Below are 21,623 nucleotides of genomic sequence, written 5' to 3' on the forward strand. Positions count from 1 at the left end.
AATCCCTCTCCCTCCTTCTGCTTTAAATAGCAAAATGGTCACTAAACAAGTGACCATTTAACCACATTTTCTTAGTACTTTTCTTTTAGCTTGTCTTCTTGCTGTTGTTCATATTTTTCACGACCGATTTTTCAGATGATTATTCTTTTCTACTTGCGCTAGAGTGAAGTCTGTATTTGGTTCTGCTTTCTTGTTTTCTTTTGCAATAGCGTCCGCTAGTTTTTCTTGTTCTTTTTCTATTTTAGCCGCAATCTTTGAATAACTCTTCTCTATATTTTTGGTAATTTTAGCTTTTACTTTCGGATTCCCCACTTAATCTAGCAATTTTAGTAATGCTTCAATGTTGTTTTCGATGTGTACTTTTACTTTCATGACTTCTTTTTCATTCATTTGCTTTCTTCACTATATATATTTCGAAGGAACAAAAAGATTTATGGGGGTCAAAAAAACATTTTTTATAAAATAGCTATTTATTTCAAAAATAAAAACTATCAATTTGAAAAAAGATTAATCAAATTGATAGTTTTCTTGTTATATTTATTAATTTTGTATAACTAAGGTTAATCATATAAGCCTTTAATTGTAGTTATCCTTTTTCCTGTTACTTCTATTGCAAACATGATACAAGATTTTATCGGCCACCCCTTCACTAAAACCGTTCATTGCCATAAAGTCTTTTTTTAGCACCAAAAAATCCCTACAGATATAACTCCATACTTAAAAAGTAAGGGGATTATTATTAAAATTACGGAAAGGAATATTCCTAAAGATATTCTTTCAAACTTACCATTTACTCCACCACCAATGTATTTACCTGAAGCTAAATATTTATCTACATTAGACAACATATACTCTGTCATTTGGGTAGGTAATCCTTCTTCTCTTAAAATAAACTTAAATATATTATAGATTTAAAAATATCAGAAAGATAAATGTTATAATTTTCTAAAACATCCAAAAAAAAGTTGTTTTTTTAGAAAAGGAGTAGAGGGGAAATGTTTCAGAAGCTCAAATTTTATTTAATCAGTCTTGTAATTAGTTCAATGTTCGGTGGGATTATCATAGGTGCTAATTTCTTGGTCCATAACATCTACTATTTAGTTGTAGGTAAAGAATTTCATTTTAATATGTGGTCTTCCATTATTATATTTAGTATCGTATTTATTTCGGGTTTCTCGTATATGTTGAAAAAGGGTCCAGATATACTTATTAATGATTAAACCAATAGTAATTATCGTAGGCGCTACCATAATTTTGGTGGCGTTTTGTTTGTTGTTCAGGAAAGCTAACAAAACTAAATCCCCTTAATAATGAAAAAACACGCCATCCTTTCCTATGATCTCAAGAAAAAATAGTGTGTTTTTTAATTTTATGAAGAACTAATTATTTCTTTTATATAAATAAGAAAGGAAATTTATTATCATATTAATTAAACATATAACCTCGCTTCCTATTAAAAGGAGTATTGTGTTTTGAACTGTCGCTCCATTTCATTCATTTGCAACTTTTTCCTCATCTTTCATTTTCCAACATATATGAAACACGACCTGCACCATCCCACTTAAAAAGAAAGAGTTTTTTATATTACCGTTTAAAACCCTTAACAAATTTATCACAAAATTCTCCCCCCTAAAAGTTGCATCATATCTTCATATAGTCATAAAATTAATCTGTGGTCGAAAATACGTAAAGAGCTACTGGAATGAATTACTGAGAATACGAAGAATAAAGGAGAGAAACGGAGTAAAAACTAAAAAAATTAGACAAGGAAAATGGAGAGATGAATTAAATGTTAAAGATTATCAAACATTTAAAGCCATTTGTTGCTTCCATCATTGCAGTTGTATGTCTTTTAACTGTGCAGGCAGTATGCGATCTATCACTGCCAGACTACATGTCTAACATTGTCAATGTAGGGATTCAACAAAAAGGTGTAGAAAATGCAGTACCTGAGGTTATTCGTAAAAGTGAAATGGATAAACTTACGCTCTTTATGAATGAAAATGAGAAGAAAAAAGTTGCTGACAACTATGTGCTTTTAGATAAGAACAACCTCTCTCAAAGTGAACTAAAAAATGACTTAAAAGATTATCAGCAGCTTGATAAAGAGCCACTATATAAGCTACATACAGAAGATAAAAAAATAATTAACGAACTTAACGATATCTTTGGGAAACCAATGTTAATTACACAAGGAATTGAAAAAGGTGGCTCATCTGCTTTCTCTCCTGCTGCGACAGGTGACAACAACACACCAGCGAAGCTTCCGCCAAATACAGATCCTTTTGCAATCATTGCGAAACTTCCTCAAGATCAAATCAATGCAATGAAAGAAAAGGCAGATGAAAAGTTTAAGAATATGCCAGGCAGCATGGTAACACAATCAGCTGTTTCATACATTGAGAATGAGTATAAGAAGATCGGTATCAATACTGATAAGCTTCAATCTAATTTTATTCTTACTTCCGGCGGGAAAATGCTACTTTTATCCTTAGTAAGTATGGCAGCTACCGTTATCGTGAGTTTACTTGCTGCAAAAGTAGCTGCAGGACTCGGCAGAGACCTTAGAAAGAAAGTATTCCGGAAAGTTACAAACTTCTCGAATGCAGAGTTTGATAAGTTTTCCACTGCATCTCTAATCACAAGAAGTACAAATGATATCCAGCAAGTTCAAACACTTATGGTTATGATGCTTCGCATTGTATTCTATGCACCAATTTTAGGTATCGGCGGCATTATTAAAGTACTTACTACAGACCTTTCAATGGGATGGATTATCGCAGTTGCGGTAATTGCGATTTTAAGCCTAGTCATTGGTTTATTTAGCATCGCGATTCCTAGGTTTAAGCGTATCCAAAAGTTAGTAGATAAAATTAACTTAATCACTCGTGAATCTTTAACCGGTATGCTCGTTATTCGTGCTTTTAATAATCAAAAACATGAAGAAAAGAAATTTGAAAAAGGAAATCAAGATTTAACAAAAACAAATTTATTTGTAAGCCGTTTAATGTCATTTATGATGCCAATGATGATGTTTATTATGAATGCCGTTACTGTACTTATTATTTGGGTTGGATCACACCAAGTGGATATGGGACATATGCAAGTTGGTGATTTGATGGCATTTATGCAATATACAATGCAAATCATCATGGCCTTCTTAATGATTTCAATGGTATCTATTATGGTTCCACGTGCTTCAGTTTCCGCACAACGTATCGCAGAAGTTTTAGATACTGACATTACCATTAGTGATGTAAAAGAGCCGAAAACATTTGCTTCAGACAAGAAAGGTTACGTTGAATTTAAAAATGTTGGCTTTAGATACCCAGGTGCAGAAGAAGATGTGCTTTCCAATATCACCTTCACTGCAAAACCTGGTGAAACGACAGCTTTCATCGGAAGTACAGGTAGTGGTAAATCAACATTAATCAACTTAATTCCACGCTTTTACGATGTCACAAGCGGCCAAATATTAATAGATGGCACGGATATTAGAGAAGTATCTCAGAAGGAATTAAGAGAGAAAATTGGTTATGTACCGCAAAAAGGAGTTCTCTTCTCAGGTACAATCGAGAGTAATTTGAAATACGGTAAGAAAGAAGCAACTGAAGAAGAACTCGAAAAAGCGGCAGAAATCGCGCAGGCTATGGAGTTTATTAATGCGAAACCTGAAAACTTCCATACAGAAATATCACAAGGTGGTACGAACGTTTCCGGTGGTCAAAAACAAAGACTTTCTATTGCGCGTGCTCTTACGAAAAAATCGGAAATCTTCATATTCGATGATAGTTTCTCAGCTCTTGACTTTAAGACAGACGCAGCATTGCGCAGAGCTTTAAACAATGAGATTACAGGAAGTACTATTTTACTTATTGCCCAAAGAATCAGTACAATCATGAATGCCGATAAGATTATTGTACTTGACGAAGGAAAAATAGTTGGAACTGGTACTCATGAAGAGCTTATGGAAAACTGTGAAGTTTATAAGCAAATTGCTTTATCACAACTTTCAAGAGAGGAGTTGTCATCATGAGTGATAGAAAAATAGAAAATAGAAAACAAGGCGGTCCTGGCCCTGGCGGTGGCGGTCATATGGGCGGCGGCATGAGAAAGATTGAGAAAGCAAAAAACTTCAAAGGAACGATGAATAAACTCCTTCAATACTTGAAGCCCTATAAATTATCAATCTTAATCGTTATCCTTTTCGCAATCGGTAGTGCAGCCTTTACAATCGTTGGTCCAAAAATTTTAGGAAAAGCGACAACAAAACTTTTCGAAGGACTCGTAAGCAAAGTATCAGGAGCACCCGGTGCGGCCATTGACTTTACCTATATCGGAAACATTGTCATTTTACTCCTTGGATTATATATACTGAGCACTGTGTTTGGTATTATTCAGGGGTACATTATTTCTGGAGTAGCTCAAAAAGTATCTTATAACTTCAGAAAAGAAATCGATGAAAAAATTAACCGTATGCCGCTGAAATACTTTGATAAAACAACGCACGGCGAAGTATTATCGAGAATTACAAATGACGTAGATACGGTGAGCCAAACTTTAAACCAAAGTATGTCGCAAATCATCACATCCGTTATTACAATCATCGGTGTACTTATCATGATGTTATCAATCAGCTGGCAGATGACATTAGTGGCGCTTTTAATATTGCCAGTATCGATGATTCTCATCATGGCAGTCGTAAAACGATCACAAAAATACTTCAAATCCCAGCAAGAATATTTAGGACACGTAAACGGTCAGGTCGAAGAAATTTATAGTGGTCACAATATTGTAAAAGCCTTTAACAAAGAAGAAGAAGAAGTAAAAAAATTCGAAAAGGTAAATGATACCCTTTACCACTCCGCATGGAAATCTCAATTTTTATCTGGAATGATGATGCCGATTATGACATTTATCGGTAATATCGGTTACGTCGCTGTATCTATTTTAGGTGGATGGCTTGCGGTAAAGAGAACCATCGCGGTTGGAGACATTTTAGCCTTTGTGCAATATGTTAGAAGCTTTACGCAACCCATCGCTCAAGTAGCGCAAATCGCAAACGTACTTCAATCCACTGCGGCTGCTGCAGAAAGAGTCTTCGAATTTTTAGAAGAAGAAGAGGAAGTGCCAGAAGCAGAAAATCCAGTGAAGCTGCAAAAGGTTCAAGGAGAAGTTACCTTCCAAGATGTTCAATTTGGATACAATCCAGATAAGATCATCATCAATAATTTCTCATCTAACATTAAACCTGGACAAAAAGTAGCAATCGTCGGACCAACCGGAGCTGGTAAAACAACGATTGTAAAACTGTTAATGCGTTTCTATGACATAAACAGCGGTGCAATATGTATCGACGGTCACGATATAAAAGACTTCACGCGAGAAGACCTGCGCAACATGTTTGGTATGGTACTTCAAGACACTTGGCTATTTAACGGATCCATCATGGAAAATATACGTTACGGTAGACTCGATGCTACAGACGAAGAAGTAATTGAAGCAGCGAAAGCAGCTCACGTTCACAACTTCGTAAAAACATTACCAAATAAATATCAAATGGAACTAAACGAAGAAGCAAGCAACGTATCCCAAGGACAAAAGCAACTACTAACAATTGCACGTGCCCTTATAGCGGATCCGAAAATATTAATACTCGATGAAGCAACAAGCTCCATTGACACTCGTACAGAAGTACTGATTCAAAAAGCGATGGAAAACCTTATGGAAGGTAGAACAAGCTTCATTATCGCTCATAGATTATCAACAATACGTGATGCAGATTTAATCCTTGTCATGAAAGATGGGGATATTGTAGAGCAAGGTAATCATGAAGAGTTATTGAAAGCTGATGGTTTCTATGCTTCGCTTTACAATAGTCAGTTTGAAGGTGCGGATGCTTCGTGAGATTGATGGGACACTCCTCTTTTTTAGAGGGGTGTTTTATTTTTAGCCCCTATTTTAATAACAGTCATTGAAAACATAAAAATAGCCATCATTTCACGGATATTAGGCTAACCCCCATCGCTATCAAGCAAAGGTTTTAATATACCCCCTAAACAAAAATTCACATCCAAGCTGTTGATGATAGCTTATATTTGATGATCTGTCCATTTGGCATTTCAAACTGTTTGCGTAACCTGCATATCCTTAGCGTATAAAATCTGCGTTTTGTCGTCAGCACTCTGTTAAGAAAAAGAAAAAACACTCGAATAAGAGTGTCTTTTCTAATAGTTTTTTTAGCAGAAGCAGCTAGCCCCAACTATGATTAATAAAATAAATAATACAACTAATAAAGCAAATCCTCCAGCAAAGCCGCCGCCACAACTACCACCAAATCCCATAATAGTTCCTCCTTTAGATAAGAGGGGAAAACTAGGGGTCACTCATGTATTTTAATGGATTCATTTTACTTTATGTTTTTACGCATGAATTGAGCAGGTCCTTTTGAAAATCGAATAATACAACAGTTGAAATGCTTCGTGTTGCATAAGTTTGCAAAATATGAAGGCATTCCCCACTCTCTATAGAAGTATATACCTATCGCAAAAATAGGTAGGTGAGAAAATGAAAGCACTTTTGGTCATTGATGTGCAAAATGGCATTGTTAATTTAGGTGATTTCAAAGAAGAACTTTCATTGATGGAAAATGTGATTAACGATTTCAAAGAAAGTAATAGTCCTGTAATCTTTATGAAGCATTTGGATGACACAGAAGAAAGTCCTTTGTGTAGAGGTTCTATTGGTTCTGAACTACATAATTCATTAAAAGACTATGCTGATTATGTACTTGAAAAACAAACACCAAGCTCATTTTTCAATACCGAACTCTCAAATACATTAGATAAATTAGGGGTAAATCATCTTTTTATTATTGGTTTTGAGACTGAATTTTGTTGTATGTTTACGGCTATTTCCGCATTTGATAGAGGATACAAAGTAACATTTATTAAAGATGCAGCTGGAACAACTAATACAGAAAAATCATATGAAATGCAGGGATTAGACATTAGAAACTTTGTAGGAAAAGTCCTCAAATGGTCGAGTGTTATAGAAGTATTAGACTACGAAAGATATGTAGAAGTATACAAAACAGAAAACACCATTTGAGAAAAGGGATACCTTATAAAGAACAACAAAATTTACGAAAACAGCAAAAATAAAGAGAAGACACCTTAAGGTGTCTTCCTCCAACTTGAACCATCTTAATTTTAATACTATGTATTGGACTCCCATCCAACATTATTGTATCACACTGGTGTATAACGATTGTTGAGAAATACGATTCAAAATCACGCCTTTTAAAAGAACAACTCAATACAACAAAATATTGAATTATTCAACTTGTACTATATTCTCCTTTAATTACAAAAAACGAACCTCGAATTGTTCCAGCAAGTTTAGACTTCTGCCTAGCAAACTTAAATTTCTCTTCTAACTCCTTTGGTATCTCCATTCCCTCAGAAAGCTTAAATCCAACAGCCCGCTTCTTCGGATTATCCAGCGTATACATGACGTTAACTGCAAGACCATCCTCATAGAAGACATAGGAAAATTTAATATTTTCCACTTGAAAACACGATGTTTCTAAAGGTTTAGCCGCAAACTCAATATTACGTTCTTCTTTCAAAATGCGATTCACATAATTAAGAGTCTCCTCGCTTTCACTAGCTGGTACAACCGTAAATTCATGCTTATATTTGTTCATAAAGTAACGAGCTTCATGGGCGCGTAAACCAGCCAGCGCTTCTGCTACAGGTGAAGATTCTAAACCGGCTGTAGTTACATTTTTAAAATCTACGATATTGGACAATTCCATCTCTCCTTTTAACTCTTTACTTCCTAACAACTGGAATCCATATTTCACCAAATACTAGGCCGTTTCGCTGCCCCATCTCAACTGTTGTATTTGGCCCACCAACATAGGCAAAATCTTTTGCTTCTGCTAATGCTTGACCAAATGCAATACCAGTAAGCTTATTACTTAGCTCCTCAGATGTCTTGCCCTCCCCTTTAACTACTAGGTATTCTCCCCTCGGAAACTGGATAACTCTAGATTCTTCTTGTATCGTTGCCTCTGTCATGACACCAGCATAATACATCATCTTGTTATTCACCGCTTCACTCACAGCAAAAATGTAATCATTTGTAGCTAAAGTTTTTAAAGTGTCCAACCTTCCATCTTGTTCGACGGCTAGCCAAAAGTCTACCTTTTCCTTGTTTATGCCCGCAAAGTCTGTGTAGTGGCTCTTAAGTTCAGTTCCAATACCTAACACGATAAAACTATCTTTTTCTTCTATTGTATAATTTTTCATATTCAAAACCTTCCTCACTTTTAAATGAATCAAACGATTTATCTTTTCACTTGATGAGTTTATAATACCCTTAAATAATGTCAAAAAATGATACTGTTTAGGAGCACAAAATGAAAAAAGTTGAACGAATTAATACTATCATGCGGTACATCAACAACCGCTCCCACTTTACAATTTCTGAAATCATACAAGAATTTAACATCTCACGATCGACAGCTATTAGAGACATTAGAGAAATTGAAGCTATGGGGATGCCGCTTGTCGCTGAAGTTGGAAGAGATGGAGGATATTCTGTCATGCATAACTCTATCCTGCCCGTTGTTCGCTTTACCGATAATGAGGTTAAAGCTCTTTTTATTGCCTTTATGGCCACAAGAAATCAACAACTCCCTTATCTAAAGAGTCGTCAATCTTTAGCTGAAAAACTACTAGGACTCATCTCAGAAAACCAGCAGGATGACCTTGTTGTTTTAAATCAGCTCTTGCTTTTTGAAGGGACTAATCCCAATAATCCGGACCTACTTGAGCTTTCTGACCTCCCTCATCCTATGTTAGAAAAACTCATCCAAATCCTTCTTTTGGATAGCCATTTATTGATTACCATAAAAGAAGAGAAGGAAATCAAGTCTTATCCAATTTATCTATTGCACCTTTATAAAGAAAAAAGCCATTGGATAATTGAAGGCTTTGACTTAAAGGAAGAAAAGAAGAAAATATTTCCTGTCGACCATCTCACCAATGTCGAACCCTACAAACCGAAACAAAGATTAAGTAAGAAAAAGATTTTAGAAAAACTAAGTAAGAGGGACGAAGCAATTAACCTCGTAATTGAACTTGGTCCAAAAGCGATTGCCCAGTTCAAAAAATATCATCCTTTAAAAGTTTCAATTTCCTATACAGATCCTTACCAATCCACAGCCATTCTAAAGACTTTTATCAATGTTAACAATCTCGATGAATTAACAGAAATAATAAATTGGCTACTTTTCCTAGGTGGGGATATCAAGGTCAGAGAAATGCCCGAAGAAGCCTTAGAAATTTTACAAGAGAGATTATGCTTATATTGCCCATAAACAGTGATCAGTTAAACCCAAAATAATATTGAGTTTGACTAGATGCCCGTTGCCCCTAATTTCAAACATCTAGTAAAAATATTTTATTTGCTACCGCTGCTTTAAACGCTCTTCTAGGAATAAAGCCAACACAAAAAAGACATGAACTAATCTTTGTTCATGTCTTTTTATATTAGAGTTTAATCTTCGTTAAAATTCGAGTGTGGATTTATCTTATCCATAAGATCTTTCATTCTTTTTTCATATTCCACTATTTTTGAACTAAAACCAACAATAGTGAATTAAAATAATGACTTAATACTTGCTAAGACAGTAAGTATACCTATAACAATGACAAATACATTGCTCATTTTCCCTCTGTATTTAGCTAGTACTGGTACTTTACGAATCGCATACATTGGTAATAGACACAAGATGGCAGCCACTAACGGACCGCTAAGGGCATCAATGATTCCAAGAATACTTGGGTTTGCATAAGCTACATACCAGCATGTTAATACGACAAAAGTAAGAATCATTGTCTTAACTGTTTTTTCTCCTATATCTTTCCCACGTTTTTTACCTGACTTGATAATCATGTCACGCATTACCTCATACGCTCCTATATAATGGCCAAGGAAAGACTTTGTAATAGCCACAAACGCAATGATAGGAGCTGCAATAGTGATTACAGGCGAATTAAGCTCATTAGCAAGATATGATAGGATTGACAAGTTCTGTTCTTTTGCCACCTTAAGATCATCTGGAGTCAAACTTAAAGTACTGCTCCAAACAAAGAACATAACAACAGCGAATGTCATGATATAACAAACTTTTTGTATTTGAGCACACTTGGCATCAGTAGCGTCTATTCCATACGTAGCTCTCTGTTTCACAACAAATGATGAAATCATAGGTGAATGATTAAATGAGAATACTATGATTGGCAGTATCATCAATATCGTTCCCAAATATCCTGTTCCTGTTGAAGTAGTAGAAACACTTGAAAAGCTAAGCATTGACGTATTCCACTGTGGAATTAAAGATATTGCGATAAAAAGTAGAGAAGCTATGAAAGGATACACTAGCATACTCATGATTTTCACAGTAATATCTTGACCAAAATTTAGTATAGCTATAAGGCCGAGCACTAATACAAGAGATAAAATGGCCCTTGGGGGCTCCGGCATGTGCAATTGATGCACGATAAAACTACTTGCAGTATTTGTAAGTGCAACCGAATACATCAGCACTATCGTATAAATTGAAACGAAATATACTATGTTAAAAATTATACTTGCCTTATTTCCGAAATACTCTCTTATTGTACCTGTAATCCCCTCATCAGCAGAATTAGAAGCGTATATCATTTTAGCAAGTGCCCTATGTGAATAATACATAACAGGAAATGCAAGTATGGTAATTAACAGTAATGATAATAAACCACCTGAACCTGCATTAATAGGTAAAAAGAGTACTCCTGCTCCAATCGCTGTTCCAAAAAGGCTCAATGCCCAGGTAGTATCTTGTTTATGCCACTTTTTAGGATCTAGATAGTTCTCATTTTTCACTGCAGTATTTTCAGCTTGAAATTCTATTTTTTTTGCAGTATTCCCATTCATATAATAAATCCCCCTTGTATCCTATTCTTACGTCTCTTTTTAGGCTTAAGAATATAGACCATTCTTAAAAAATGAATCACTTACTAGGTGCACCACATTGTAAACGATTCCACCTAAACCTGTTTGCGAGGTATTTATCCTCCAACCCTATACTTCGTCAACATTGATGATATTGTGTACACCAGCTAATACGATGTCCGTTGCTACTAAACTATCTTGAAGAAATTCCCCTTCTGGTCACACACCCTTCTGCAATTAATCGTTTCAGTCTGTCCAACTTTAAAATGTTTGATATTTTCTCCGCAGGTAACCGATTACCTCTCGACGCCCTCATTATAACGTTTATATTTGCGAGTCTAATATTTTTTTATTTTTAGAAAGACTGAATAAACAGAATTATGAATAGATAATAAATTACAATTGCTATGTATTAATTGTGTCCATTGTTTGAAGCTGTATTAGTTAGCAAAAAGGGGAAAATAATACAGATATCATTTTTGTTAACACGTTAATTATGTTGGGAACTCATTATAAAGATAGTTATATTCCCTTTTGCTGAAACATCTTATTTTAGACGTAAAAACTGTTATAATGAATAATCATTGTAGATATAAAGGAATAAATTAAGAAAACATAAAATCATCCAACTGAATATTTATCATAAATATCGAATTAATATGCATTTTTCAGAAAAAAAGAACTTCTTTATCAAGGAGCCACCACATCTTCTATAATGATTGACATATTACGCCTTTCAAAAGAATAACACCATAAGTTTCCATTTACTATATGTAATATTTATTAAGTGTATCTTTTTCTAAATATGCATAATTGCATAGATAGTATACTTTCGTATTGTGTAATAAAGATATAGCCCATCTATGGAAATAGGCATACAAAAACGCCATCCTTTCCTATGATTCTACAGAAAGGATAACGCCTTTTTTGCTTTAGAGGTAGTGCAAAAACTTAGCTTTATAGCGATGGAACAGAATCCCTATAAAGATTTTTAATGTAATAAAATACGTTTATGTTATTATTGGATATTTCATCTCCTATTCCCTTGCTAAATGCCATTTAATGATATGTCCAGCGTGTGTAAGACCTCCTCCAAACCCATAGAGTAAGAGAGTATCCCCTTTTTTCACCTTTCCTTCATTCATACCTATGTCTAATGCTAATGGAATGGAGACAGAAGAAGTATTTCCCATGTATGTTACACTTGTTAACGTTTTATCCAGTGGGAAACCTGATTTTTCACATATAGATTCAATCATTCGTAAATTAGCACTATGTGGAACAAACCAGTTCACCTCTTCCAGTTGTAACTCTGCTTGACATAACAATTCTTTAATACCAATTGGTATTGTCCGTGCTACCCACTTATATACTTCTCTTCCATTTTGAACTATCTTCCCATGTGTTCTTAAAGGATTTCCAAACATGGTAGTAGATAAATTTTTACGATATACATGCATGCCTCCTTCCCCATTTGTCCCAATATGGGTAGCTATAAAGCTAGACTCTTCTTCATCTTTCTCTACTAAAACAGCTGCGGCTCCATCTCCAAATAAGATACATGTAGTTCGATCTGTATAGTCTGTAATCTTAGATAAGGTTTCTGTCGTTACAATTAAAATCTTGCGATGAAGGCCAGATGTAATTAAACCATTCGCCAGATGTAATCCATATGTAAAACCAGCACAAGTCGCATTGAAATCAACAGCACCTGTATGTTGAATATTAAAATACTCTTGTATTTGGCAGGCTACACTTGGAAAAGTGTAGTCAGGCGTAGTTGTTGAAACGAGAATACAATCCACGTCGACAAGACTTTTATGATAACGTTCCACTAAGTTTTCAATAGCTTTAAAAGCTAATGTAGAGGCATATTCGTTATCACCAGTAATTCTTCTTTCCTTCATCCCAGTTCTTTGTACAATCCATGCATCATTTGTATCTACTAATTTTTCTAAATCATCATTGGTCAGCTTTTTTTCAGGTACATAGGTACCAATAGCTGTAATTCTTGCTTTTGATTGCATACATTTATCCCCCTTTACTATTTTCACACTTGGTTATATAATCAAATAATAGTACCAGGTACTAATTGTTGTCAATATTCGAACATTTTATTTTTGGAAATTAAACTAACTAAAATATCTAGCTATGGTATAAAGGAGAGACATTCATGCTCAATATTCAACAAATTGAAGAAATTATTCCCCATCGTTATCCCCTTTTATTAATTGATCGGATTATTGAAGTAGAAGAAGGAAAGCGTGCAGTTTAGATCCAAAATGTTGTAACTAATGAAGGATTTTTTATCATTCATTTTTCTGACTATTCAGTCACTCTCAACGTCCTTATTGTAGATGCCCTTTTAACATGAATAAATAAGTAGAAGTTTATTGAAAAATTTTCTGGAGAAGAACAATGCTAAACCCCTGTATTGATGTAGAAAAAAAGAAATTCAGAATAATGTAAAGGGAGAAGAGTGATGATTGATATTTTAAAGATTTTTGCGGCATTAGTTTTGGGATACCTTTTAGGAAGCCTTAATACAGCGGTGATTGTAGGGAAAATATACGGCAAGGACATAAGAAGCCATGGAAGCAAAAGCGCCGGGCTTACCAATACTCTGAGGGTACTTGGGAAATCTGCTGCGGTGTTTGTTCTTGCGGGAGATATATTAAAAGGGGTAATTGCCTGTTATATAGGCCTGTTCCTTAGCGTTTACTTTTATTCGGGAGAGGCTAAAGATTGCGTAAGCCTTTTAGCGGCGGGCGCAGGGGCGGTTATAGGGCATAACTGGCCGGTATATTTTGGGTTTAAAGGAGGCAAGGGAGCACTTACAGCAGTGGCTGTACTGTTTATGGTTGACTGGGTTATGGCCCTTTTATGCCTTGGCTTTTTTGTGATAATAGTAGCTTTAACCCGTTATGTCTCTTTAGGTACAATATGTGCTACATTCCTTGTTGCGGTCATTTCATTTATTCCTGTTTTTGGGAATACCTTATATTTTTATATATTTGCATTCCTAATGGCGTTTATGGTTATTTTCAGGCATATGGAAAATATACAAAGGCTGCTTTTAGGAACAGAAAATAAACTTATTTTTCCACAGCGTTGAGCATGTCGTCAAAATAGAAAAAAATTGGGGTTAGTTAACCGTTTAAGGAGGACGGCAACTATTCTTTACTTTTGGAGCCACTCAAGAAAAATGTACTTTATAATCCTATTTTTGGTATATCTCCTACCTTAGTAGCAATAAAGGGTTAATATAAGTCATCACATCATGCGTAAATATTAACGTACACATTGAATAGAAGAAATCAAAAAATACGTTATCCTTTCCTATGATTCTACAGAAAGAATAGCGTATTTTTTATTTTAGGGGGGTATTTTGTTTTGTTAGCTTGATAGCGATGCGGTTGTACCCCTTAAACTATAAACGTATTTTGTAAACGGGTTTATGCTGTTCAGAACTTTGCAACGGAACCACTTCTTTCATCACAGCCTCTTGAGATTTGTCTCGCATAATCTCTCGTCTTTCATGCTAAATGCGTTTATAACAATACTTGTCGAGTTGCCCCAATTGTTGAACAAAGAAATACTCTACAAAATAGATCTTTCGATTAAACTTTTTACAAATTATCAATCTTTATTCTTAATGATCAGACTGATTTATAAATTATCGAACCTTATTTTAAACCCACAGTAGTTGGAGGAAGGCTGATGGTAACAGACGATACACCTCCAGATAAAAAATGGCCTCTTTGAGACATACTGTCCTAAGAGGCCATTTTTATTAGTCTTTATTTTAAATCAACAGTTATAAAGCGATTATATATGGCTTAAGAAAATATTTACTCTGCTTTCTTAAATGTAAGTGATTTACCTTTTGTTTCTTTTACTAACATAATACATGAAATTGAAATAATACTTGAGATGACTAAATAAATCGAAATTGGGATAGAGCTATTAAATTTATTTAGGAGACTTAGTGAAATTAGTGGTGCCAATGATCCTGCCAAGATTGGTGCTACTTGATAACATAAAGACAAAGCTGTATATCTGATGTGCGTTGGAAATAACTCTGTCATTAATGCGGAGTATGGTGAATACGTCATAGATTGTATGAATAAACCAATAGTAATGGCAGTTATAATTAACCAATCATTTCCTGTATCCATCATGGGAAACCCGATAAATCCCCAAAATGCAGTTAAAACGGCTCCTGTCATATAGATTGGCTTCCGTCCCCACACATCACTTAAGTGTCCCATTAAGGGGATGAGGAAAAAGTGAATTGCATGAGCACCAAACATTAATAATAAAATTTGTGAAGTATCTTTATCGACAACAAGTTTTAAATAACTAATGGAGAAAGTGACAACTATATAGTATAAGATGTTTTCTGCAAAACGAGCTCCAATACCAGCAATAATCGCTTTTTTATGGTCTTTAAGCACTTCTATAACACCTAATTGTTGTTTTTCTAATTGAGCTTGTTTTTCTTGTGACTCTTTGAAAATAGGGGCATCGTCTACACTTTTACGAATCCAAAGACCAATTAGGACGACAACAGCAGAGAACCAAAATGCTACACGCCAACCCCAGTCCATAAATTGCTCTGGGCTTAAATTTTTAGATAAAAGTAAAAGGATAATTGTTGCTATTAAATTTCCTAATGGCACGCCTGCCTGGGGCCAGCTTGCCCAATACCCACGTCTATCACTAGGGCTGTGCTCAGATACTAAAATAACAGCTCCACCCCATTCTCCGCCGAAAGCAAATCCTTGAATTAAACGTAAAGTAACGAGTAAGATCGGAGCCCAATATCCAATACTACCGAATGTCGGAATACATCCCATTAAGAAAGTCGTTATTCCAACGATAATTAAACTAATCTGTAATAAATTTTTACGCCCAAATTTATCACCATAATGACCAAAAACAAGTCCGCCAATAGGTCTAGCTATAAAACCTACCGCATAGAGAGCAAATGCAGCCAGGATGCCGTCAATAGCACTTCCCGTTTGTTGGAAAAATAATTCTCCAAAAACGAGAGCCGAAGCGGTACCATATAAGAAAAATTCATACCATTCAGCCACAGATCCAATCATCGATGCAACAACAACTTTTTTTAACTGCTTATTATCTGTTTTCCCCATGTTTACTCCCCCAAAAAAGCAGATTCATATTATTATGAATGAACGTACCAAATTACTTTTGTCCGCACATATTGTTCAAAAGCTTCTAATCCATTGTCTTTGCCACCAAAGCCAGATTGTTTAAAGCCACCAAATGGAGTAGTGATATCCCCTTCACTAAAACCATTCACAGAAACGGTACCGGCTTTAATGGCACGTGCCACGCGCATCGTCCGCTGTACATTTTGGCTATAAAAAGAAGCAGCTAACCCATAAGAGGTGTTATTGGCAAGTTCAATTGCTTCTTCTTCCGTTTCGAACGTACTAACCGCTAAAATCGGACCAAATACTTCATTTTGGAACAAGGTCATGTCAGCGGTTACATTTTCAAAAATAGTTGGTTCTATGTACCAGCCACTACCCACATCACTGTGAATGTTCCCTCCAGCGACTAAGCTCCCTCCTTCTTGAAGCGTAATATCCAAAAACGATTTCACTTTATTAAAGTGTGCTTCTTCAATCATGGGGCCAATGGCAACTGACTCATCCATCGGGTTACCCAATTTCCAGTTTGTCAAGCCAGACTTTAATTTTTCTAACAATTCCTCTTTGACAGATTCATGCACGATCAAACGGGAACCACAACTACAGTTTTCACTCATATTCCAAAAGGCAGCTGATAAAATATGCGGAACAGCCGCATCCAAGTCAGCATCTTCAAACACGACTTGTGGGCTTTTACCACCACACTCTAAGACAATTTCTTTGAGGTTACTTTCTGCTGAATATTTTAAGAAATACCTGCCGACTTCCGTTGAACCAGTAAATGATACAATGTCCACATCCATATGTCGCCCTAATGGTTCGCCTACTTTTTCGCCTAAACCACATACTAAGCTTAAAGCGCCTCTTGGAACACCCGCTTCATAAGCAAGTTCAATCATACGGTGAGCACTGAGTGAAGTTAATTCCGCCGGTTTCACAATGACAGAATTCCCTGCAGCTAATGCAGGTGCCACTTTCCAAGCAAACATTTGCGCGGGAAAGTTCCAAGGTAATACCGCACCAACAACGCCAATCGGTTCAGTAACAATCAAGCCCAAAGCATCTTTACCCGTAGGAGCGACTTTGCCAAAGAGTTTATCAATCGCTTCAGCGTACCAATAAAACGTATCGATCGTTGCTGGCATGTCAGTATTTAAACATTCAGTAATCGGTTTTCCAGCATCTATACAATCTAAGGCAGCCAGTTCTTCGCTATGTTCTTCGAGCAATTGCGCCCAGCGAATCATCACTTTCTTACGCTCATTAGGGGATAATTGACTCCAAATCCCTTCTTCAAATGTCTCCCTCGCCACTTTAACAGCCGCATCCACATCCCGCTCATCTCCATCAGCAATATAGCCAATGAAGCTGTTATCAATGGGAGTGCGATTTTCTAATTTGTCGGCAGCACTCTTAAAACCATCAATTAAGTTGCCGGCCCATAGCTTTCCTTCTTTAGCAAGGGCAAAAATTTGTTCTCTTGATACAGTCATTTGTCTCTCCTCCAGATTATTTATTAAAGAAAGCTAAGAATGTCGCCTTTTCTTCTTCTGATAAATCAGATAATGGAAGTCGTACCGCGCCAACGTTGATCTCACCTTTCAGGCAGCCTAGTTTGGCTTTTTGGTTATAGTTTCCAGATTCCATTGAATGAATAGCAGGGTAGATTTCGCGCATAATTTGTCCAGCCTTGTCCCAGTCACCAGATTGCGCAGCATTAAACATGGCAACTTGCTCTTCTGGGAACACATTCCCTGCACCAGCAATCCAGCTTTTCGCACCCCAGAAGAAAAAGTCTACAGCTTGATCATCACAGCCACAAATCACTTCAAAATTCTCAAATGGGGTTTGTAGCAAGCGTAAAGCACGACTAAAGTCACCACTACTCTCTTTAATAGCGACGATATTCAGATTTTTCGACAGATGCACCACAGTGTCATGCTCAATTTCAATGCCAATGCGAGCAGGAAAATTGTACATGATAATCGGTAAATCGGTTGCTGATGCTACAGTTTCGTAATGGGCAATCACACCCGTTTGATCAGGCAGGCTATAAGGAGTTGGTGATAACATTAAGCCTTCATAACCCAATTCTTTCGCTTGTTTAGCACGGTTAACCGCTCCTTCGGTTGATAAATCATTGATACCTGCAATTAAAGTTACGCGTCCTTTAGCCACTTCTGCCACAGTTTTTAAAACGTTTTCACGTTCAGCTTCGTTTAAGGCGTAATATTCGCCAGTCGTTCCACACACTACTAAACCAGTAACACCTTTATCAATAAACGTGTTAGTCAGTTTCTTTAAAGTATCTACATCTAAACTTTTATCGTTTTTAAACGGGGTAACCAACGGAACTAAAATACCATGAAAATTCATCTTCATTCTCCTCAAGTGTTTATTCTTTTTAGTAATAGATTACTTCAATCAGAAATCATTTTTGAAGTGATACTTCAATTATTTACGATAATAACACACCGATTTTTCATTGTAAATGGAATTTTCAGAATATTTTTTTGGAGATATTCTTCTTTTTTGAGCTAGTATCACTTACTATTTAAGTGGCACTTCATTTTAAAGTGAATTTTGGCACATCGATTTCTTGTTATCGTTCTTTAATTAGAGCTATTGTGTTATTCTTATGAACGTGTGCTCCTTGTATTTAGGATTTGGACAGAAGTACCAAACCTAGTTTTAAGGGGTTTTCACATAGCTAATCAGTTCAACAATCTATAAACTAACCATTAACATACATTTATTCAAAAATATCTTAACTAACTTTTTTATTTTCATCATGAGGTTACATCCAGCACCTTACTAAATAAATTTTCCTAGAATAGTAATCATGATTAATGTCAGTAGCGGGAGTGGATAAAAGTGAACGATTTAATTGGAGTAAAAATAAAGAGTTTGAGAAAAGAGCGTAAGTTAACATTAAAACAAATTGCTGATCAGACGAATCTTTCAATCAGCTTTTTATCGCAAGTCGAACGATCAAAATCATCCATAACACTCGAATCATTGAAAAAAATTTCAGAAGCACTCGGTGTCAATCCGAGCTACTTTTTTTCAGAGTCCGAAAAGCAGACAACACCAACAGTTATGAGAAACATCATTAGTAAGACGAACACTCTACATAACCAATTTTTTTATAGAGATTTAGCGGGCAACATTGAAAATCCACTATTTAATCCCATTTTAGTTTTGCTTAACCCAGGTGCTCAAAGAGAGGAATCTTATTCACATTCGGGGCAAGAATTTCTATACATTCTAGAAGGAAAACTGACGATCATCATTGACAAAGAGGAGCATGTTTTGAATCCTTATGATTGTATTTTCCTAGATTCAACAACACCTCACAATTGGATGAATAAAACAGATTCGGTTGTAAAACTCCTTTGCGTTTCAAGTATTCCTGTGTAAATTTCAACAGGTTCATTAGACATGATCTATGATTGGGGTAGCTGCGAGTCATTCGTCCGAATCACCCGCAGCCCTTTCCAAACCTGGTTGAATCTTCAATATTACTGCATCAGTAACTTCAAATTTCTTTTTAAGAATTGGACATAGTCCTTCTTTTTGCTTTCCTTGTACAGGGAAAGGAAAGTCTCTATAGACTTCAGATGTTTCTAATGAGTAGTTATCTATTTTAGTAGAAAAGTAACTAGTTCCTTCAATATAATCTGACTTCCTAAGAAATTGTAGAATTAATTGCTGGACAAGTCTGTCCAAAATGAAGTGAAGTTTATTTATCGACTATTCGGAATAGAGAAAGCATTTGTACGGGAACCATATAAAAAATACCGGCATCCTTCCCATGAAGAATACCGGTACTTCTCATTTATCCCGCTATTTGTGGGCAGTAAGACTCCCACTGATTAAAGTTTCACTTTATCACCCATACAAAACCGCATGAAATACGCCTAACAGTAAATATTGATCATGTATATAATCCCCATCATATACATTCATCTCCATGTAATACATATCTTCCTCAAGACGAATATTCCAATCTGCGATTACATAGCCCTTTCGTAATAACTTTCCAAGCCCAAGTGAAGTTTTGTGAACAACATATTCTTCTGTCTTATATGTAAAGGTAAATAAGAAATTTGCATCCAATAACTTTCCGTCACATACAATCATTTCATGCTCTGCATCATTATTATCGATGTACGTTACTAAAATCTTTCTTTGACGCTGCCTACTTATATCCTTTGCAATAACGCGAATATTGTCCTTACTATCCTTTATTTCATAAATGATATTACTACCAACTTTCGGAATGAAGTCTAGCACTTTCATCAGCGCATTTTTATAATAGCCCCGTACTACGCCTACTTGCTCGCTTCCATTGTAAACCTCTATCGACGTCGTGTCCGCTTTACTATCACACAGTCGTTTGTAAGAAAGCTGCATCATTCGCTCTCCTCTTAAGTACTGATCAAACGTCACAGGATATTCTATCGCGCGGAGTTCCTTATTTAGCCCATACAAATAGCGTTGAACGCTCTCTACTAATGTTGTAGTAGATATACGCTCCTGAAGTTCAAATTGTTGCCAGCTGGAAGAAACCCTCCACTGATTGTCCTCTTCATAGAAGAAACCAAGAATTACGTCATCACGGTCACTCGTTTCATAATTCATATGTACGCTCTGCCCGTGTTGAACTTGTTCCATCCACTGTCCTAAATAAATGCCCAGCTCTGCAACCTTCATGCATGACTTTTGAAAAAATACTCTGTCACCCACACAAATCGTTAAATCCCCTTCGATAAAGCCCTTTGCATAAGCAACATACCGTGGCTCATCCTTCTGTGGAATATCCTTGTCTATTTCAAACGAAAACGTTAACATCCTTTACTCACCTCTAGTTGTTACACAGCTCACACCTGACATCGCATCACTCTGAGAAACTATGTATATACATATATTTAATTAACACACTATAATGCGTGAATGACCTTAGCATAGTAGCGCTATTTTTTCTTCGCGAACTCCCTCAAAACAATATACTTCCACCATCTCCAAGGAAGTAATTTTTTCATCATAATAGCAAACTTTACCCCTTTTCCAATTGGATAACGGAGCGTAGTTTTTTTGCGATTGTAATAGAAATAATTGAAATGCATGTAATGAGTGTACATCTAATTGTTCAATTTGTATATGTTCCGCAAGATTTAGTGCGGTAGCTGATTCTGGTGCAAACACTCCACAACGTTTGTAAGTAACTTAGATATACTGATACTAGTACTCTAAAAAAGGATCCTGATTAGTCAGGACCCTTTCTTCTCTTTTACAGAGACATTTTGTGCATTGTATTGATTTTATGACGATTAGAATTGCAGTCAAAATATTATCTCTTCCCCTTTAACTCTCTCAGGCTGATTTTTCTCAACGTCTGAACCTACTTACGTACCAACTGCGTAACCAGTA

The 21,623-nt window shown here is 35.9% G+C and carries 17 protein-coding genes and 3 pseudogenes; 8 read left to right on the top strand and 12 right to left on the bottom strand.

Annotation, left to right across the window (positions count from 1 at the left end; all coding sequences use genetic code 11):
* Positions 1-117 precede the first annotated feature (117 nt).
* The gene (locus ACP6L7_RS13485) at positions 118-312 is read right to left on the bottom strand and encodes a hypothetical protein (protein ID WP_240523212.1); all 195 of its coding nucleotides are present in this window, start codon (positions 310-312) and stop codon (positions 118-120) included.
* Between the two features lie 264 nt (positions 313-576).
* Positions 577-866: pseudogene (locus ACP6L7_RS13490) on the bottom strand (hypothetical protein); the annotation flags it as partial.
* A gap of 129 nt (positions 867-995) precedes the next feature.
* On the opposite strand from ACP6L7_RS13490, the gene ACP6L7_RS13495 reads away from it, so the two are divergent.
* The 3 genes from ACP6L7_RS13495 to ACP6L7_RS13505 all read left to right on the top strand — a co-directional run bounded on the left by ACP6L7_RS13495 (position 996) and on the right by ACP6L7_RS13505 (position 5,907).
* On the top strand, positions 996-1,220 hold the full coding sequence (locus ACP6L7_RS13495) for a hypothetical protein (RefSeq protein WP_097832618.1): 225 nt from the start codon (positions 996-998) through the stop codon (positions 1,218-1,220).
* Positions 1,221-1,789: 569 nt separating this feature from the next.
* A complete protein-coding gene (locus tag ACP6L7_RS13500) occupies positions 1,790-4,036 on the top strand; it encodes an ABC transporter ATP-binding protein (protein ID WP_097832617.1) in 2,247 nt (748 codons plus the stop codon).
* Positions 4,033-5,907, top strand: a complete 1,875-nt coding sequence (locus tag ACP6L7_RS13505) for an ABC transporter ATP-binding protein (RefSeq protein ID WP_097832616.1) — start codon at positions 4,033-4,035, stop codon at positions 5,905-5,907. The genes ACP6L7_RS13500 and ACP6L7_RS13505 overlap by 4 nt, the downstream gene beginning before the upstream one ends.
* Positions 5,908-6,239: 332 nt before the next feature.
* Here the strand turns inward: ACP6L7_RS13505 and ACP6L7_RS13510 are convergent, their stop codons facing one another.
* The gene (locus ACP6L7_RS13510; protein WP_063219790.1) at positions 6,240-6,344 is read right to left on the bottom strand and encodes a YjcZ family sporulation protein; all 105 of its coding nucleotides are present in this window, start codon (positions 6,342-6,344) and stop codon (positions 6,240-6,242) included.
* 223 nt (positions 6,345-6,567) lie between these two features.
* Here ACP6L7_RS13510 and ACP6L7_RS13515 point away from each other — a divergent pair, with 223 nt between their 5' ends.
* Positions 6,568-7,110, top strand: coding sequence for an isochorismatase family protein (locus tag ACP6L7_RS13515; protein ID WP_097832615.1), 543 nt, complete (start codon positions 6,568-6,570; stop codon positions 7,108-7,110).
* 229 nt (positions 7,111-7,339) lie between these two features.
* Here ACP6L7_RS13515 and ACP6L7_RS13520 read toward each other — a convergent pair whose 3' ends face one another.
* Positions 7,340-7,813 carry a DUF8821 family protein gene (locus ACP6L7_RS13520; RefSeq protein ID WP_489686865.1) on the bottom strand — a complete coding sequence of 158 codons (474 nt, stop codon included), beginning with the start codon at positions 7,811-7,813 and terminating at the stop codon, positions 7,340-7,342.
* Between the two features lie 22 nt (positions 7,814-7,835).
* Positions 7,836-8,315, bottom strand: coding sequence for a GyrI-like domain-containing protein (locus tag ACP6L7_RS13525; RefSeq protein WP_097832614.1), 480 nt, complete (start codon positions 8,313-8,315; stop codon positions 7,836-7,838).
* Between the two features lie 110 nt (positions 8,316-8,425).
* Between ACP6L7_RS13525 and ACP6L7_RS13530 the strand changes: the two genes are divergently transcribed.
* Positions 8,426-9,388 (top strand): helix-turn-helix transcriptional regulator, encoded by a 963-nt coding sequence (locus ACP6L7_RS13530; protein ID WP_097832613.1) that lies wholly within the window; start codon positions 8,426-8,428, stop codon positions 9,386-9,388.
* 281 nt (positions 9,389-9,669) lie between these two features.
* Here the strand turns inward: ACP6L7_RS13530 and ACP6L7_RS13535 are convergent, their stop codons facing one another.
* Complete coding sequence (locus ACP6L7_RS13535; RefSeq protein ID WP_097832612.1) at positions 9,670-10,989, bottom strand: aromatic amino acid transport family protein; 1,320 nt, start codon at positions 10,987-10,989, stop codon at positions 9,670-9,672.
* A gap of 1,055 nt (positions 10,990-12,044) precedes the next feature.
* Positions 12,045-13,034, bottom strand: coding sequence for a ketoacyl-ACP synthase III (locus tag ACP6L7_RS13540; protein ID WP_097832611.1), 990 nt, complete (start codon positions 13,032-13,034; stop codon positions 12,045-12,047).
* A gap of 146 nt (positions 13,035-13,180) precedes the next feature.
* Between ACP6L7_RS13540 and ACP6L7_RS13545 the strand changes: the two are divergent.
* Positions 13,181-13,372, top strand: a pseudogene (locus ACP6L7_RS13545) (hotdog family protein); the annotation flags it as partial.
* 117 nt (positions 13,373-13,489) lie between these two features.
* Positions 13,490-14,122, top strand: a complete 633-nt coding sequence (gene plsY, locus ACP6L7_RS13550) for a glycerol-3-phosphate 1-O-acyltransferase PlsY (protein ID WP_097832610.1) — start codon at positions 13,490-13,492, stop codon at positions 14,120-14,122.
* Positions 14,123-14,858: 736 nt separating this feature from the next.
* On the opposite strand, the gene abaF is transcribed toward plsY, so the two are convergent.
* The 3 genes from abaF to dapA are packed head-to-tail and all read right to left on the bottom strand — an operon-like array spanning position 14,859 to position 18,566.
* Positions 14,859-16,166: a fosfomycin efflux MFS transporter AbaF gene (gene abaF / locus ACP6L7_RS13555; protein WP_097832609.1), complete on the bottom strand. Its 1,308-nt coding sequence runs from the start codon at positions 16,164-16,166 to the stop codon at positions 14,859-14,861.
* A 32-nt stretch (positions 16,167-16,198) separates the two neighbouring features.
* The gene (locus ACP6L7_RS13560) at positions 16,199-17,683 is read right to left on the bottom strand and encodes an aldehyde dehydrogenase (protein WP_097832608.1); all 1,485 of its coding nucleotides are present in this window, start codon (positions 17,681-17,683) and stop codon (positions 16,199-16,201) included.
* A 16-nt stretch (positions 17,684-17,699) separates the two neighbouring features.
* Positions 17,700-18,566: a 4-hydroxy-tetrahydrodipicolinate synthase gene (dapA, locus tag ACP6L7_RS13565; protein ID WP_098361781.1), complete on the bottom strand. Its 867-nt coding sequence runs from the start codon at positions 18,564-18,566 to the stop codon at positions 17,700-17,702.
* A 498-nt stretch (positions 18,567-19,064) separates the two neighbouring features.
* Between dapA and ACP6L7_RS13570 the strand changes: the two genes are divergently transcribed.
* The gene (locus tag ACP6L7_RS13570) at positions 19,065-19,610 is read left to right on the top strand and encodes a helix-turn-helix domain-containing protein (RefSeq protein ID WP_097832606.1); all 546 of its coding nucleotides are present in this window, start codon (positions 19,065-19,067) and stop codon (positions 19,608-19,610) included.
* 471 nt (positions 19,611-20,081) lie between these two features.
* On the opposite strand, the gene ACP6L7_RS13575 is transcribed toward ACP6L7_RS13570, so the two are convergent.
* Complete coding sequence (locus ACP6L7_RS13575; protein ID WP_097832605.1) at positions 20,082-21,044, bottom strand: tubby C-terminal domain-like protein; 963 nt, start codon at positions 21,042-21,044, stop codon at positions 20,082-20,084.
* 122 nt (positions 21,045-21,166) lie between these two features.
* Positions 21,167-21,289, bottom strand: a pseudogene (locus ACP6L7_RS13580) (short-chain dehydrogenase); the annotation flags it as partial.
* Positions 21,290-21,623: the final 334 nt, after the last annotated feature.

Source organism: Bacillus silvicola (assembly GCF_050524305.1).
Lineage (GTDB): Bacteria > Bacillota > Bacilli > Bacillales > Bacillaceae_G > Bacillus_A > Bacillus_A cereus_AT.

Bases quoted from the DNA above. Each gene is read 5' to 3' on its own strand.
- ACP6L7_RS13495 (WP_097832618.1), top strand. From the start codon at position 996: ATGTTTCAGAAGCTCAAATTTTATTTAATCAGTCTTGTAATTAGTTCA.
- ACP6L7_RS13500 (WP_097832617.1), top strand. From the start codon at position 1,790: ATGTTAAAGATTATCAAACATTTAAAGCCATTTGTTGCTTCCATCATT.
- ACP6L7_RS13505 (WP_097832616.1), top strand. From the start codon at position 4,033: ATGAGTGATAGAAAAATAGAAAATAGAAAACAAGGCGGTCCTGGCCCT.
- ACP6L7_RS13510 (WP_063219790.1), bottom strand. From the start codon at position 6,344: ATGGGATTTGGTGGTAGTTGTGGCGGCGGCTTTGCTGGAGGATTTGCT.
- ACP6L7_RS13515 (WP_097832615.1), top strand. From the start codon at position 6,568: ATGAAAGCACTTTTGGTCATTGATGTGCAAAATGGCATTGTTAATTTA.
- ACP6L7_RS13525 (WP_097832614.1), bottom strand. From the start codon at position 8,315: ATGAAAAATTATACAATAGAAGAAAAAGATAGTTTTATCGTGTTAGGT.
- ACP6L7_RS13530 (WP_097832613.1), top strand. From the start codon at position 8,426: ATGAAAAAAGTTGAACGAATTAATACTATCATGCGGTACATCAACAAC.
- ACP6L7_RS13535 (WP_097832612.1), bottom strand. From the start codon at position 10,989: ATGAATGGGAATACTGCAAAAAAAATAGAATTTCAAGCTGAAAATACT.
- ACP6L7_RS13540 (WP_097832611.1), bottom strand. From the start codon at position 13,034: ATGCAATCAAAAGCAAGAATTACAGCTATTGGTACCTATGTACCTGAA.
- plsY (WP_097832610.1), top strand. From the start codon at position 13,490: ATGATTGATATTTTAAAGATTTTTGCGGCATTAGTTTTGGGATACCTT.
- abaF (WP_097832609.1), bottom strand. From the start codon at position 16,166: ATGGGGAAAACAGATAATAAGCAGTTAAAAAAAGTTGTTGTTGCATCG.
- ACP6L7_RS13560 (WP_097832608.1), bottom strand. From the start codon at position 17,683: ATGACTGTATCAAGAGAACAAATTTTTGCCCTTGCTAAAGAAGGAAAG.
- dapA (WP_098361781.1), bottom strand. From the start codon at position 18,566: ATGAATTTTCATGGTATTTTAGTTCCGTTGGTTACCCCGTTTAAAAAC.
- ACP6L7_RS13575 (WP_097832605.1), bottom strand. From the start codon at position 21,044: ATGTTAACGTTTTCGTTTGAAATAGACAAGGATATTCCACAGAAGGAT.